At 67.3% G+C, this 14,782-nt stretch carries 14 protein-coding genes and 1 pseudogene; 10 read left to right on the top strand and 5 right to left on the bottom strand.

The features are described from left to right. Positions 1 to 37: 37 nt before the first annotated feature. Both G6N35_RS03270 and G6N35_RS03265 read left to right on the top strand, forming a co-directional pair. Positions 38 to 352, top strand: coding sequence for a putative quinol monooxygenase (locus tag G6N35_RS03270; protein ID WP_163802945.1), 315 nt, complete (start codon positions 38 to 40; stop codon positions 350 to 352). A gap of 2 nt (positions 353 to 354) precedes the next feature. Further along, on the top strand, positions 355 to 1,170 hold the full coding sequence (locus G6N35_RS03265) for a mycofactocin-coupled SDR family oxidoreductase (protein WP_163802944.1): 816 nt from the start codon (positions 355 to 357) through the stop codon (positions 1,168 to 1,170). An 11-nt stretch (positions 1,171 to 1,181) separates the two neighbouring features. On the opposite strand, the gene G6N35_RS03260 is transcribed toward G6N35_RS03265, so the two are convergent. Then, positions 1,182 to 2,654: a TLP1 C-terminal extension domain-containing protein gene (locus tag G6N35_RS03260; RefSeq protein ID WP_163802943.1), complete on the bottom strand. Its 1,473-nt coding sequence runs from the start codon at positions 2,652 to 2,654 to the stop codon at positions 1,182 to 1,184. 80 nt (positions 2,655 to 2,734) lie between these two features. On the opposite strand from G6N35_RS03260, the gene G6N35_RS03255 reads away from it, so the two are divergent. The 3 genes from G6N35_RS03255 to G6N35_RS03245 are packed head-to-tail and all read left to right on the top strand — an operon-like array spanning position 2,735 to position 5,201. Beyond that, positions 2,735 to 3,271 carry a dimethylamine monooxygenase subunit DmmA family protein gene (locus tag G6N35_RS03255; protein WP_163802942.1) on the top strand — a complete coding sequence of 179 codons (537 nt, stop codon included), beginning with the start codon at positions 2,735 to 2,737 and terminating at the stop codon, positions 3,269 to 3,271. Beyond that, positions 3,268 to 4,191, top strand: a complete 924-nt coding sequence (locus G6N35_RS03250; RefSeq protein ID WP_163802941.1) for a PDR/VanB family oxidoreductase — start codon at positions 3,268 to 3,270, stop codon at positions 4,189 to 4,191. The genes G6N35_RS03255 and G6N35_RS03250 overlap by 4 nt, the downstream gene beginning before the upstream one ends. Next, positions 4,188 to 5,201 carry a heme-dependent oxidative N-demethylase family protein gene (locus G6N35_RS03245; RefSeq protein WP_163802940.1) on the top strand — a complete coding sequence of 338 codons (1,014 nt, stop codon included), beginning with the start codon at positions 4,188 to 4,190 and terminating at the stop codon, positions 5,199 to 5,201. Before G6N35_RS03250 ends, G6N35_RS03245 begins: the two co-directional genes overlap by 4 nt. A 41-nt stretch (positions 5,202 to 5,242) precedes the next feature. Here the strand turns inward: G6N35_RS03245 and G6N35_RS03240 are convergent, their stop codons facing one another. The 3 genes from G6N35_RS03240 to thyX all read right to left on the bottom strand — a co-directional run bounded on the left by G6N35_RS03240 (position 5,243) and on the right by thyX (position 8,610). Beyond that, the gene (locus G6N35_RS03240) at positions 5,243 to 6,922 is read right to left on the bottom strand and encodes a ribonuclease J (protein WP_163802939.1); all 1,680 of its coding nucleotides are present in this window, start codon (positions 6,920 to 6,922) and stop codon (positions 5,243 to 5,245) included. Between the two features lie 7 nt (positions 6,923 to 6,929). Continuing rightward, complete coding sequence (dapA, locus tag G6N35_RS03235; protein ID WP_246224542.1) at positions 6,930 to 7,778, bottom strand: 4-hydroxy-tetrahydrodipicolinate synthase; 849 nt, start codon at positions 7,776 to 7,778, stop codon at positions 6,930 to 6,932. 79 nt (positions 7,779 to 7,857) lie between these two features. Next, a complete protein-coding gene (gene thyX / locus G6N35_RS03230; RefSeq protein ID WP_163802937.1) occupies positions 7,858 to 8,610 on the bottom strand; it encodes an FAD-dependent thymidylate synthase in 753 nt (250 codons plus the stop codon). Between the two features lie 280 nt (positions 8,611 to 8,890). Here thyX and G6N35_RS03225 point away from each other — a divergent pair, with 280 nt between their 5' ends. The 3 genes from G6N35_RS03225 to G6N35_RS03215 are packed head-to-tail and all read left to right on the top strand — an operon-like array spanning position 8,891 to position 11,758. Next, the gene (locus G6N35_RS03225) at positions 8,891 to 9,799 is read left to right on the top strand and encodes a MetQ/NlpA family ABC transporter substrate-binding protein (RefSeq protein WP_163802936.1); all 909 of its coding nucleotides are present in this window, start codon (positions 8,891 to 8,893) and stop codon (positions 9,797 to 9,799) included. Beyond that, complete coding sequence (locus G6N35_RS03220) at positions 9,796 to 11,133, top strand: LLM class flavin-dependent oxidoreductase (RefSeq protein WP_163802935.1); 1,338 nt, start codon at positions 9,796 to 9,798, stop codon at positions 11,131 to 11,133. Before G6N35_RS03225 ends, G6N35_RS03220 begins: the two co-directional genes overlap by 4 nt. A 43-nt stretch (positions 11,134 to 11,176) precedes the next feature. Beyond that, complete coding sequence (locus G6N35_RS03215; protein WP_163802934.1) at positions 11,177 to 11,758, top strand: nucleoside deaminase; 582 nt, start codon at positions 11,177 to 11,179, stop codon at positions 11,756 to 11,758. A 14-nt stretch (positions 11,759 to 11,772) separates the two neighbouring features. Here the strand turns inward: G6N35_RS03215 and G6N35_RS03210 are convergent, their stop codons facing one another. Continuing rightward, the gene (locus G6N35_RS03210; RefSeq protein WP_163802933.1) at positions 11,773 to 12,540 is read right to left on the bottom strand and encodes a FadR/GntR family transcriptional regulator; all 768 of its coding nucleotides are present in this window, start codon (positions 12,538 to 12,540) and stop codon (positions 11,773 to 11,775) included. Between the two features lie 85 nt (positions 12,541 to 12,625). Here G6N35_RS03210 and G6N35_RS03205 point away from each other — a divergent pair, with 85 nt between their 5' ends. Both G6N35_RS03205 and G6N35_RS03200 read left to right on the top strand, forming a co-directional pair. After that, complete coding sequence (locus G6N35_RS03205) at positions 12,626 to 13,531, top strand: proline iminopeptidase-family hydrolase (protein WP_246224187.1); 906 nt, start codon at positions 12,626 to 12,628, stop codon at positions 13,529 to 13,531. A gap of 8 nt (positions 13,532 to 13,539) precedes the next feature. Then, positions 13,540 to 14,673 (top strand): annotated as a pseudogene (locus tag G6N35_RS03200) (APC family permease); the annotation flags it as partial. Positions 14,674 to 14,782: the final 109 nt, after the last annotated feature.

Genomic DNA, 14,782 nt, shown 5'->3' with positions numbered 1-14,782 from the left:
CGTCACAACCCCCTACTTCTGCCCCAGGAGCGCCCCGATGCCCGTGGTCGTCGTTGCCAGTTTCACCGCCAAGCCGGAGTCCGTCGACGCCGTGCGCGAGTCCTGCAAGAAGGCCATTGCTGCCGTCCACGACGAGCCGGGCTGCCAGCTGTACGCCCTGCACGAGACCGACCGCACCTTCGTCTTCATCGAGCAGTGGGCCGACGCGGAAGCCCTTCAGGTACATGGCACCGCACCGGCGATCGGCACGCTGTTCGGCGAGATCGGTGAGCACCTCGACGGCGCACCCGACATCAAGATGTTGGCACCCGTGGTCGCCGGCGACCCGGCCAAGGGTCAGCTGCGAGCCTGATCGTGGGGGAACTCGACGGCAAGGTCGCGTTCATCACCGGCGCGGCCCGGGGCCAGGGCCGCGCTCACGCGGTGAAGCTGGCGTCGGAGGGCGCCAGCATCATCGCGGTCGACCTGTGCGACCAGATCGCCAGTGTTCCGTATCCGATGGCCACCCCCGAGGACATGGCCGCCACGGTGAAACTCGTCGAGGACACCGGCGCTCGCGTCGTCGCGCGGGAAGCCGACGTCCGGGACCGCTCGGCGCTCAAAGCCGCCCTCAAGGAGGGCGTCGCCGAACTCGGCCGCCTCGACATCGTGATCGCCAACGCCGGCATCGCCCCGATGACCGATGAATCCGCGTGGCAGGACGTCATCGATGTGAACCTGACCGGCGTCTATCACACCGTCGATGTGGCGATGCGCCCGCTGATCAAGCAGGGCCAGGGCGGATCGATCGTCTTGACCAGTTCGGTGGCCGGCCTGGTGGGCATCGGCGCCCCTGTCGCGGGCTCGCTCGGCTACACGGTGGCCAAGCACGGCGTGGTCGGGTTGATGCGCGCCTACGCGAATTTCCTTGCCACGTTCAATATTCGGGTGAACTCGGTGCATCCGGCGGGGGTGAACACCCCGATGATCGACAACGAGTTCACCCGATCGTGGCTCGACGGCCTGGCCCAGCAGAACCTGGGCGGACCGGACATGAGCAACGCGTTGCCGGTGCAGACGCTGGAACCCGAGGACATCGCCAACGCGGTGTTCTTCCTGGTCGCCGAGACCGGCCGCTACATCACCGGGGTATCGCTTCCGGTCGACGCGGGCTTCGTCAACAAGCGTTAGACCATCCAGCGTCAGGCAAGAGCGAACAATCCGTCACCGACGGTGACGGTGGCACCAATGATGTCCTGCGCCAACGCCGTTGCCATGAGTTGCTGGTCGTGGCTGCGCGCGACGGTACGCCGGCCGTCGGCCAGATCAACCACCACGATGGCCCGCTCGGGCTGCTCGCCGTCGAACACCACGGTGTAGGCGACGATCCGCCCGTCCCCCACCGCGTCGACGACCACCGGTATGGCGGGTTCGGCGTCGGCCACCGCGTCGGTGACGTCGACGGTGTCGAAGGGTGTGTGCCCGGGCGCTGCGGCGAGCACCAACGCCGCCTGCTTGGTGTAAAGCCCACTGACACAGCTGATTAATGCGCTCTGGGCCGCCGGGTCGCCGAGTCTGTCGGCTGCCGCCGTGATCGCGTGCAGAACATAGCTGTTGAGCGGTCCGCCGGCGAACGACATGCCGCCGGTCAGGGTCAGGTCGCGGCCCTGCGGCACGCGCAACGCCTGGGCGCCGATCAGGACGGGTGCGGGAAATGCCGAATACAGGTCCAGCACCGGGATCGTGGCGGTGTCCAGACCGGTGCGGCGGCCGATCTCCTCGCCGATGATCCGCATGGACGCGGGCTGGCTGAGCCGGGTGCGGCCCGACACCGGAACGACGTGGTTGGACTCGATGGCGATCACCGGATACCGGCGCGCCTGGGCGGGCACCCCGAACTCGTCGGCGTAGCCCTCGGTGGTCATCAGTAGCGCGCAGCCCTGGTCGACCGTCCACGTGGTCACCATGAGCTTGGTGTACGGGAACGCCACCATCGGGTTGGCGGCCGTCGGGTCACGCAGGTCTGCAGCCCGATAGCCGCTGCGCCGTACGGCATCGGGATTGGTGGCCGCGATCTCGGCGAACCGGGCGTAGAGGGCGGCCAGCCGGTCGCGATGCTCGTCGATTCCCAGGCCCTGCTGGCTGCGCCAGAAACTGTCGATCAGGGCGTAGTAAGCGGGAGTGGCGGCCAGCCCGGCCGCCGTCTCGGCCGGATGGCTCATGTCGGCATCGAACTGCGGCGAGCGCATGGACTCATCCGGCTCGACGCCCTCGTCCTGCACGGTGACCTGCGCCTCCAGACCCGCCGCCGCCAGCCGGATCTTGCGGTAGTGCGCCTCGGCACCGACCACCAACGCCAGCCGGTGCCGGCCGGACTGCACGGCTCGGCAGGCGGCAGCGACCAGCGTGTGCTGCATGATGCCGATATGGGCCAGCACGGTGTGGGCGCTGGGCGCGCCGATCCGCTCGCCCACCAGACGGGCCGGGTCCGCGTAACGGGTCAGGCCTGCGGTGGCCCCGATCCAGTCCACGGCCAATCCGGGTAGCGCACCCAGCGCGCCGCGGGCGGCGTCGACCATCAACGCGGCGGCTTCCTTGCCGTCACGGGGATCGCGATCACGGCGGCTCACCGCATGCCAGCCGATCAGCACCGGTGTCGACGGGTCGACGGACATGACCAGGTTTCTACCACCCGGGTCCGGTACCGCTTTCCAGCAGGCAGACCAGGCACATCCGCGGATAAGATCGCGGGGAGATGAGTCCTCACCTGGCACTGACCAGCGTCCCGCCCTGGGCCGTGGACCTGGTTCGCCCGCCGGCCGACCTGTCCGGGCGGTCCTGGACGGTGCTGGCCATCGGCGCCGCGGCCGAACCCATCGCGCGGCAGTGGGCTGCCGAGGTCACCAAGCACCGCCCCGATGCGGCGCTGCGAATCCATCACGTCGCCGACGCCGACGCGGCCTGTTCGGCGTTGCGCGCCGACCTCGCCGGCGCGGTGGTCGGGTGGCGGCTGCTGTTGGCCGGGCCCGCACACGCCTGCCTGCGGGTGCGCTCGGCCGCGATCGATCTCGGGGTGGCTGATGACGAGATGACGATCGCCAGTACCGAGGTGGGCACCCGTGAGATCTTCTGCCCGCATTGCAAGCACACCACGCTGGCCAGGGTCGATCTGACCGATGAGCTGCCCTGCTCGGGCTGCGGCCGCGTGCTGTTCGTGCACTACCACGTGTCGCGGCGGCTCGGCACACACCTGGGCTTTGCGATCCACGCCGACCGGCGGCCCGCGCCGTGAGTATTCGCCTGACCGTCGTCGGCATCGACGACACGGTGCCCGGAGTCCGCACACTCACCCTGGCCCGGCCCGATCACGGTCCGTTGCCGTCGTTCACCCCGGGCAGCCACATCGTCATCGAATACCCGGGCGGGGCCAACGCCTACTCGCTGACCGGTGACCCGGTGACACCCACCGAGTACGTGGTGTCGGTGCTGGAATGTGTTGACGGGCGCGGCGGTTCGCGGTGGGTTCACAGCCTGGGGGTCGACGACAGCATCACGATCCGGGAGCCGCGTAGCGCGTTCGCACCCGTGCTCAGCGCCGGCAGGCATCTGCTGATCGCGGCGGGGATCGGCATCACCCCGATGGTGTCGCACCTGCGCAGCGCCAAACGGTGGGGCCGGGAGACCCGGCTGCTCTATGTCCACCGGGACGGCCACGGCGCCTACGTCGAGGAGCTCAAGTCGCTGACCGACGGCGCCCGGTTCTTCACCGATCGCTCGACGTTTCTGGCCGAACTGGCTGTGACCCTGAGCGATTCACCCTTCGGCACCCATGCCTACATCTGTGGGCCCGCGGGCTTCATCGACGACGTGACCGCGATAGCGGTAGACCTCGGCTGGCCGGCCAGCCGCATCCACGTCGAGCACTTCGGCGGCGAGCTGGAACCCGGCGATCCCTTCGAGGCCGAATTGACCAGCAGCGGAAAGCGTTTCGTCGTGGAATCCGGAGTGTCATTGCTCGAGGCGCTGGAGGCACACGGGGTACCGGTGCCCAACATGTGCCGGCAAGGGGTGTGCGGGGAGTGCCGGATTCCGGTGCGCTCGGGGGTGCTGCACCATCGCGACGTGTACCTCAGCGAAGCCGAGCGACAGGCTCGTGATGCCATGATGGCGTGTGTGTCCCGGGCACACGGCCGCGTGGAGGTGGATCTGTGAAGACCCCGCTATCAGCCCCTGACCTGGTGGCGTCGTTCCCGTTTCCATACTCCGGTGACACCTACCGCTACAGCACCAACATCGAACCGGCCGCCACCCCGGTACGCACCCGGGTGGGGCAATGGGGTGAGCAGGTCGTCCACATCGACAGCGAGTACCGCCACGAGCTGGCCGAACGGCAACGAATCCTGGCCGCCGATCCGACCCGCCACGCGGCACTCCCCCATATGCGGGTCGCGTGCTGGGACGCCATGCTGGCGCTGATGTCCGAGCTGGCCAGCAGCTACCCGGAGTCCATGTCACTGCGCCGCGACGGCGAGCAGTGGCACTGGCGCAACGAACTGCTGGGTATCGCACAGGTTTTCGTGGTCGGCGACGAGTCGACGTTGCCCTGTGAACCGCTGGCCTATATCGCCGGCCAGGTGCAGGACGACATCGTGCTGCTCGACCAGCGCGACGGTGACCTGTTCGCCGACGCCGGGGTGGTCACCTTTGCCGCGGGCTGGTCGTTCGGATTCGACGTGGGTATGACGTTCCTGGAGATCCACGGACCGGTGCCGCGGCTGCGCGAGTCCGGGGTCATCACCCGGGCCCGGGAGTTCCTGATGCGGTTGCAGCCCAACCAGATCTACCGGCGCACCAACTGGTCGATGACGGTCGGGCGCACCCTGGACGTGTCCACCGAGACGATGCCCGAGTGGCTGCCGGACAAGGGTGAACTCGACGCCGCCGGCGACGAGGACTTCGGCCGGTTGGTGCATCTGCGGGTCGAGGTGCAGCACCTGATCCGGCTGGCGGAGTCGGGTGCGATCTGCTTTCTGATCCGCAGCTATATGCTGCCGCTCGCCGATATCGCCACAGTGGACGATTGGCGCGACCGGATGGCCTCAGTGCTGGCCGAGTTGCCCGACGACATCGCCGAATACAAGGGCATCAGTGGCTACCGAGACCGGACGGTGTCCTGGCTGCGGTCGCACGACACCGGCCGAGCAGACGCAAAATCGCACTGAAATCCACTAATTCGTGCGATTTTGCGTCTGCTCGGCGGAAGTCAGATCTCGATGACCGTCGGCACGATCATCGGCTGACGCCGGTAGGTCTCACCCACCCACTTGCCGACGGTGCGGCGCACCGCCTGCGCGATGCGCACCGGGTCGACGACGTTGTCGGCGGCTAGCGACTCCAGTTCGGCCTCGACCTTGCGGGCCGCCGGTTCCAGAGCCTTGGGGTCCTCGGAGAAGCCGCGGGAGTGCAATTGCGGCGGGGCCGCGACGCGTCCGGTGCCACGCCGCAGCACGACGGTGATGGCCACGAAGCCCGAACTCAGGATCAGCCGCTCACCCAGCGTCGCATCGCCGACGTCCCCGGTGATGAGACCGTCGACGAACATCTTGCCCACCGGCACCGCCCCGGCGATCCTGGCGATACCACCCTGAAGATCCACGCTGACGCCGTTCTCGGTCAACAAGATTCGATCCTCGGGAACACCGGTCCCGGCGGCCAGTTTGGCATTGGCCCGCAGCATCCGCCAGGTGCCGTGCACCGGCATCACGTTGCGCGGTCGCACCCCGTTGTACAGGAACAACAGTTCACCGGAGTAGGCGTGACCGGAAACATGCACCCGCACTTGCTGATTGGTGACCACCCGGGCGCCGATCTTGGCCAGCGCGTCCATGACGCCGTACACGGCTTCTTCATTGCCGGGAATCAGCGACGACGACAGGATGATCAGGTCGTCCGGTGTGATGGTGATGCTGCGATGCTCACCACGCGACATCCGCGACAGTGCGGCCATCGGCTCGCCCTGGGTGCCGGTGGTGATCAGCACCACCTGGCCGGGCAGCATCTCCTCGGCGGCCCCGATGTCGACGACATCGCGGTCGTCGATGCGCAACATGCCCAGATCCTTGGCGATCCCCATGTTGCGGAGCATCGACCGGCCGACGAAGGAGACCTTGCGGCCCAGCGCCACCGATGCGTCGATGATCTGCTGCACCCGGTCGACGTTGGAGGCGAAGCACGCCACGATGACGCGCTGCCCCTCAGCGCCGCGGATCAGCCGGTGCAGGTTGGGCCCGACCTCACTTTCCGAGGGGCCTACCCCGGGCAGCTCGGAGTTGGTCGAGTCGCACAGGAACAGGTCCACGCCGGCGTCGCCGAGGCGCGACATCCCGGGCAGGTCGGTGGGCCGGCCGTCGAGCGGCAGCTGGTCGAGTTTGATGTCACCGGTGTGCAGCACCGTCCCGGCGCCGGTGTGGATCGCGATCGCCAGCGCATCCGGGATGGAATGGTTGACCGCGAAGTACTGGCACTCGAACACACCGTGGGTACTGCGCTGGTTCTCGGCGACTTCGACGACGACCGGGGTGATGCGGTGCTCGCGGCACTTCGCAGCGACCAGCGCCAGGGTGAATTTGGATCCGACGATCGGGATGTCGGCGCGCAGCTTGAGCAGGAACGGGATCGCGCCGATGTGGTCTTCATGGGCGTGGGTGAGCACAATGGCCTCGACATCCTCCAGGCGGTCCTGGATGAGGCGGATGTCGGGCAGGATGAGGTCGACGCCGGGCTCGTCGTGGGTGGGGAACAACGCCCCGCAGTCGACGATCAGCAGTCGGCCCAGGTGCTCGAAAACCATCATGTTGCGGCCGATTTCGCCGACCCCGCCCAGCGGGGTGAGGCGCAACGCACCGGGAGCCAGCGGTCCCGGGGGTGTCAGTTCGCCGTTCACTGCAGGCTCACCGGAGCAGGCCGGCGGCCCGCATGTCGGCCGCCAGCTGGTCGAGTTCCTCGGCGGTGGCCGGCATCTGCGGCAGCCGGGGATCGCCGACGTCGAAACCCTGCAATCGCAGGCCGGCTTTGGACAACGTCACGCCACCGAGGCGGGTCTGGGCGTCGTTCAACGGGCCCAGGGCCACCGCGATCTTGCGCGCGGTGGCGATATCTCCGGAGTTGAAGGCATTCAACACATCCCGCAATTGGCCGGCCGCCAGGTGTCCCCACACGCTGATGAAGCCCACCGCTCCCATGGCCAGCCAGGGCAGATTGAGGGCGTCGTCACCGGAGTAGTAGGCCAGCCCGGTCTCGGCCATGATCTGGCCGGCGCCGTGCAGGTCGGCCTTGGCGTCCTTGACCGCGACGATGTTGGGGTGCTCGGCGACCGCGCGCATGGTGTCCCAGCTGATGGGTACCACCGAGCGCGGCGGGATGTCGTAGAGGATGACCGGCAGATCGGTGGCATCGGCGACGGTGGTGAAGTGCGCCACCAGGCCCGACTGCGGCGGGCGCGAGTAGTACGGGGTGACGACGAGCAGGCCGTGCGCGCCCTCGGCGGCGGCGGCCTTGGCCAGGTGCACGCTGTGAGCGGTGTCGTAGGTGCCGACACCGGCGATGATCCGCGCCCGATCCCCGACCGCCTCGATAACAGCCCGCAACAGCTGGCTCTTCTCGTCGTCGGTGGTGGTCGGCGACTCGCCGGTGGTGCCGGAGATCACCAGACCGTCACAGCCGCCGTCGACCAGCCGGGTGGCCAGCCGCGCAGCGGTGTCGGTGTCCAGCGAGCCGTCGGGCTTGAACGGCGTCGCCATCGCGGTCAGAACCGTGCCCAACCGGGCGCTGGCGTCGAATCCGCTGATGCTCACGGGCGTCTAGGTTACCCCGTCAACCTCAGATCTCTGTCGCCAGCGGCGACGTCGCCACCTCGGTGCCGTCCGACAGCTCGGTGATCTCGAAGTCGGCGAACACCGAGGGCGCCACCTGCACCAACTCCCGCAGGCAGGCGATCGCCAGGCGGCGGATCTCGACGTCGGCATGCTCGCTGGCCCGCATGGCGATGAAGTGGCGCCAGGCGCGGTAGTTGCCGGTGACCACGATGCGGGTCTCGGTGTCGTTGGGCAGGACGGCCCGGGCGGCCTGGCGGGCCTGCTTGCGGCGCAGCACCGCATTGGGCTGGTCAGCGAACTTGGCTTCCAGCTTGGCCAGCAGCTCGATGTAGGCGGCCCGGCTGGCGTCGGCAGCAGCCAGCAGGATCTGCTGGAGTTCGGGGTCGTCCTCCAGGCCGGGCGGTACCACCACCTGGGCTTCGTTCTCGGGGACGTAGCGCTGGGACAGCTGTGAGTAGCTCAGGTGGCGGTGCCGGATCAGTTCGTGGGTGCACGAGCGGGAGATACCGGTGATGTAGAAGGACACCGAGGCGTGTTCGAGCACCGAGAAGTGGCCGACGTCGATGATGTGTTTGAGGTAGCCGGCGTTGGTGGCGGTGCGCGGGTTGGGTTTGGACCAGCTCTGGTAGCAGGCGCGGCCGGCGAACTCCAGCAGCGCCTCGCCGCCGTCGGCGTCGGTGCTCCATGGCACCTCGGGCGGCGCCAGGAACTCGGTCTTGGCGATCAGCTGTACGCGCAGCGGCGCAGTCTCGGCCACGGGAGAACAGTAGCGCCGAGGGGGTATGCGCAGTGCACTGACAGGGTCTCGACGCGCTCGTAGACTCGGCCCATGTCCACACTCGCGGATCTGGAGGCACGCGTCGCCGCGCTGGAGGCGTCTCGGGCCGACGGGTCCGATCACTTGAAGACACGACGTTCGAGATCAAGGAACTTCTGATCCGAGCGCTTGACCGCTAGCGCCTTGCGATCACCGAGAGTCGATCGCGGTGATCGCAAACCTGGGCAATTGCGTTGGTGTGCAGCAGCCTTCTCGAAGTATGAGCATCGACGAGTCGGTTGCGGCGCAGCCGCACGGCTTCACCCTCAAGAATCGGCGGCGCTGGCCGTATCTCGTTGCCGCGATTGTCGTCATCGTCGCGGCCGCAACCTATTTCATCGTTCAGCGCGGCAGTGGCACGACATCGGCCAACGAGACTGCCGGAGCGACGCTCGATGTCGTCTACCTGGATTCCAATCCTGCCGAGAAGGCGATCATCGACTACATCGCCGCCAACGTCGCCCGCGACTACAACGTCAAGGTCGGCGCGGTCGGGCTCGGGGACAGCACCCAGATCAACCAGGCCGTCAGCGATGGGCGTTACGCGGGCACCATTTTCCAACACCGACATTGGCTGCAGCAGGTACTCGACGCCAACCCCGGTTTCAAGGAGCAGGCCGCCACCGGGCCGTTCTTCCATTGGGTGTTCGGCATCTGGTCGGACAAGTACCGGACGCCGCAGGACCTCCCGGACGGGGCGAAGGTGTCGCTACTGGCCGATCCGGCCAACAACGCCCAGGGCATCTGGTACCTGGCGCAGGCCGGCCTGGTCACTCTGCGTCCGGACGCCGACATCACCGCGCTGACCATCAAGGACATCGTCGCCAACCCGAAGAATCTGCAGTTCACCCTGCTGGACTTCGGTGCGCAGCCACGCGCCCTGCCGGATCTGGACGCCGTCGTCGGCTATGCGGAGTCGTTCCTGGCCGCCGGCGTCAGCGAGGACAAGCTGATCTTCGCGCCGAAGTCGCCCGACGAGTTCGCCTCGGTACTCACGGTGGGCAGCAACTACATCGACACCCCGAACGTCCAGAACCTCATCAAGGCGTTCAAGGATCCTCGGGTCCAGCAGTTCATCGCCACCGATCCCGAGGTGAAGAAGCTGGCCCTGCCGGGGAACCCGGGGTGAGCACCCGCCAACTACACCTCGGGGTCAATGTCCTGTCCGACGGAATGCACCCGGCGGCCTGGCAGTACCCCGGGGCCGACCCGAACTGGTTCACCGACCTGTCGTTCTGGACCAACCTGGCGCGGATCGCCGAAAGGGGCACGCTCGATGCGCTGTTCCTGGCCGACAGTCCGTCGTTGTTCCAGAACCCCGGCGAACCGCTCGTGGCCCCGCCGCTGGCGCTGGATCCGCTGATCCTGCTGTCGACGCTGGCATCGGTGACCACCCATCTGGGGTTGATCGCGACGGTGTCGACATCGTTCGAGGAGCCCTACAACGTCGCCCGACGCTTCGCGTCGCTGGATCACCTCAGCCGGGGCCGGGTGGCGTGGAACGTGGTGACCAGTAGCGACCCCTATGCCTGGAACAACTTCGGCGGCACCGCGCAGCCGGACCGCGCCCAGCGTTACCGGCGGGCCGCCGAGTTCATCGATGTGGTTCGCGCGCTGTGGGATTCGTGGGATGACGACGCGGTGCTCGCCGACAAGGCCTCCGGCGCGTTCAGCCGCCCGGGCGCTATCCACACGATCGGGCATCGCGGCGAGTTCTTTTCCGTCGACGGCCCACTCACGTTGCCCCGCACCCCGCAGGGCCACCCGGTGCTGTTCCAGGCCGGTGGGTCGCCGGGTGGTCTGGACCTCGCCGCCCGCTACGCCGACGGTGTGTTCGCCGCCCAGGCCTCGCTGCCCGATGCGCTGCGCAACGCTGCGGACCTCAAGGCGCGCACCGTCGCGCACGGCCGGCCACGAGACGCCATCCGCATCATGCCTGGGCTGTCGTTCGTGCTCGGCAGCACCGAGGCAGAGGCGCGGCGACGTCACGACGAACTCAACGAGTTGGCCGGCGAGCGGCGCCTGGCCCATCTGGCAGCGCAGTTGTCGGTCAACCCGGCGGAGCTGTCCTGGGATCAGCCGCTACCGCAGTGGTTGCTCGACGGTGCCGTGACCGATGCCGGTTCGCAGGGCGCCCGCGACATCGTGGTCAATCTGGCCCGCCGGGAACGCTTGACGGTGCGCGAACTGCTCGAGCGGGTGATCACCTGGCACCGACTGGTCATCGGCGGTCCCGAACAGATCGCCGATGCCATCGAGGAGTGGTTCGTGGCGGGTGCGGTCGACGGGTTCAACCTGATGCCCGATGTCTTTCCCTCCGGGCTGGAGCTGTTCGTCGAGCATGTGATCCCGATCCTGCGGCAGCGCGGACTGTTCCGGCGGGAATACACCACGACGACGTTGCGGGGGCACTTGGGACTCGGGCGCATTCCGGATCGCCGGACGGTGGCGCGGGCCGGGTGATCGTCCGGCGCGCGCCGGGCCTCGACCCGCGTTAACGTGGGCCATGCCGACGATCGCCGCGCGCCTGCTGGACGTGATGGAGTACGACATCCTGCCGTTGACCGATGGTGGTGTGACAGCCGGCAACAAAGTGTTCGGGGCGGCAGTACTGCGTAAGGCGGACCTGTCGGTGGTGGTGGCCGAAACCAATGGCGAGACCGAGAACCCGTTGTGGCACGGCGAGATTCACACTCTCAAGCGGTTCTACGAGCTGCCCGGGCGGCCAGCACCGGGCGATCTGATATTCCTGTCGACGCACGAGCCGTGCACCATGTGCATGTCGGCGATCACCTGGGCCGGCTTCGACAACTTCTACTACTTCTTCAGCCACGAGGATTCCCGGGACAGCTTCGCGATCCCGCACGACCTGAAGATCCTGTCCGAAGTGTTCGGACTGCAACCCGGGGGCTACCGGCGCAGCAACGCTTTCTGGACGGCGTACTCGATTCCCGAACTGGTGGACTCCGAGGCCGAACCGCTGCGCACCGAACTGCAGCAGCAACAACAGCGGATCCGCGAGCAGTACGGTGTACTGTCCGCCCGTTACCAGGAATCCAAGGGCGACAACGACATTCCGCTGAGCTGATCCCTCGGATCGACTCAGTCCGTCAACACTCCGGCGCGGCGCATCGCGGTGGTGATCAGCTCGAAATCGATGGCTCCGTGGTGGCGCGCCAGGGCGTCCGCGTCGTCACCGCGACCGGCCGCGATGGCCGCCACCATTTCCTCATGCTCGTGTAGCGCACGCAGCTCCATCGTCGGCATGGTCGACGGTTCGCCCCACAGGTGCGCCGGTGATCCAATGCTGACCGTCGATTTAAGGTCCAGCAGAAGCTGTTTGAGAACGTCATTGTGGGCGGCATCCATGATCGTCAAGTGGAACTGACTGTCGGCCTGCTGGGCGGGCAGTCCGGTACCGGCCGCGCGGTAGGCCGCCAGCCGGCTGCGCATCAGCTCCAGATCAGTGTGGGTGCGCGATTCGGCTGCGGCTCGCGCGACAACACCCTGTAGTCGGCAAACCGCGTCGCAGCGGTCGCGCAACTCACCCAGGCGCATGCTCAGCGTGCGCCCCACCGCATCGGTGGACGACTCGGGCCATTGATCCAGGACGTAGGAGCCGCCACCGCGGCCCCGCCGGGTCTCCAGCAACCCGCGCTCGACCAGCCGGGCCAGAGCGGCCCGCACCGTCATCCGACCCACCCCTAGCGACGCGGCGAGCTCGCGCTCCACCGGGAGCCGGGCCCCGGGCAGGTACTCACCGATCGCGATGGCCGTCACCAGCCGGTCGGTGATCTCGTCGACCCGGGAGGAGGAGTCGAGCTGCGTACTGAGCAGCCCCGGACCAGCCGCTGCGCCGTCATGAGCCATCGGCCCCGTCCTCCTTCGTCACCACGATGTTAATTCCCGTTCAATGGTCTTGCTATGAGACCTTTACCGGTCCATGCTGATCGATATGCCAGTGAACACGCAGATGGTGCCGTTTCGTGAACACCACACCTGGGTCCAGATCACGACTCCGACCGACCCGCTCGACGGCGCGCTTCCCCTGTTCGTTCTGCACGGCGGTCCCGGCATGGCGCACCACTATGTCGCCAACATCGCCGCACTCGCCGAGGAGACCGGGCGGGTAGTCATCCATTACGACCAGATCGGCTGCGGTGCGAGCACCCACCTTCCGGACGCGCCGGCCGACTTCTGGACGCCCGCGCTGTTCGTCGAGGAGTTCCACGCCGTCCGCCAGGCCCTCGGCATCGAGCGCTACCACCTACTCGGCCAATCCTGGGGCGGCATGCTCGGCGCCGAGATCGCGGTGCAGCGGCCGGCCGGCCTCATCTCGTTGTCCATCTGCAACTCTCCGGCCTCGATGGAGCTGTGGGTGCAGGGCGCCGCCGAACTACGCGCGCAACTTCCGCCCGAGGTCCAGGCAGCACTCGATCGCCACGAGGCCGACGACACCGTCACCGACCCCGAGTACCTGGCGGCCACCGACGAGTTCTACCGCCGGCATGTGTGCCGCGTCGACCCGACGCCCCAGGACTTCGTCGACACCGTCGCTCAGATGGAAGCCGAACCCACCGTCTACCACACCATGAACGGCCCCAACGAATTTCACGTGGTCGGGACGTTGCGCGACTGGACCATCATCGACCGGCTGCCCAACATCAGCGCCCCCACCCTGGTCATCGCCGGAGAGTTCGACGAGGCGACACCGGCCACCTGGGCACCGTACGTCGAGCACATCCCCGGTGCCGTCAGCCACGTCTTCCCGAACACCAGCCACTGCAGTCACCTGGAAAACCCCGAGGGGTTCCGCGCCGTCGTCGCCGCGTTCCTCGCCGCCCACGACACCGGCATCTGATCCCCGACATGACAGGACACACCGATATGGACATCTCGGCACGCGCCGCCGAACCGGACGGCCAGCGCACCCTGGAATCCTTTGGCTACCAGCAGGAACTGCACCGGTCGGTGGGAACCGTCGACCTGCTCGTCTACGGCCTGGTCTTCATGGTCCCGATCGCACCGTGGGCGATCTTCGGCACGGTGTACAACGGTGCCTCCGGCATGGTCCCGCTTGTCTATCTCATCGGACTGATCGCGATGGTGTTCACCGCGCTCGCCTACGCTCAGATGGCCAAGTCCTTCCCGCTGGCCGGATCGGTGTTCTCCTACGTCGGGCGCGGCATCCACCCCGATGTCGGATTCTTCGCCGGCTGGGCGATCCTGCTGGACTACGTTCTGGTGCCCACGCTGCTCTACGTCTTCGCCGCCGAATCGATGATCGGGTTGTTCCCCGGTACCCCGCGGTGGCTGTGGGCCATCTTGTTCGTCCTGGTCAACACCGTCATCAACCTGCTCGGCGTGGACTCACTGAAGATCGCCAACCGGGTGTTCCTGGCCATCGAGCTGGTGTTCGTGGCGATCTTCGTCTACATCGCCGTTCGGGCCATCAGCGGCGGATCGTTGCCCAACGTCGGCTGGAGCACCACTCCGATCTGGAACCCCGGGACCGTCAGCGCTCCCCTGATCGCCTCCGCGCTGTCGATCGCGGTGCTCAGTTTCCTCGGGTTCGACGGAATCTCCACTCTCGCAGAAGAATCCACCGGCAAGAAGAATCCCGCCGGCAAGGCGATGATCGGCTCGCTGTTCATCGTCGCCTTCCTGTTCATCGCCCAGACCTGGCTGGCCAGTCTGCTGGCCGGCGGTCGCGCCTCGTTCAGCGACGACGAAGTGGGCAATGCGTTCTTCGACCTCGTCAAGGCTGCCTCGAACACCGGCTGGATGAACGCGTTCTTCGCGGTCAACGTCCTGGCGGTCGGCTTCGCCAACGCGATGGCCGCCCAGGCCGCCACCAGCCGGCTGCTCTACTCCATGAGCCGCGACCGCCAACTGCCCAGCTATCTGTCCAAGGTCAGCTCACGGCAGGTTCCGATGGCGGCCATCCTCACCGTCAGTGCGATCAGCGTTGTCCTGGTGCTGTTCTTCGTCGGCCAGATCGGATTGATCTCGTCCCTGGTCAACTTCGGCGCCCTGTTCAGCTTCTGCCTGCTGCATGTGTCGGTGGCCTGGTCTGGCTGGGCATCGGGGTGGTGGTGTTCATCGTCAACCG

It is taken from the genome of Mycolicibacterium anyangense, from assembly GCF_010731855.1.
Taxonomy (GTDB): domain Bacteria; phylum Actinomycetota; class Actinomycetes; order Mycobacteriales; family Mycobacteriaceae; genus Mycobacterium; species Mycobacterium anyangense.
Note: the sequence above shows the minus strand (reverse complement) of the source record. Positions and strands in the feature narration are given on the sequence as shown.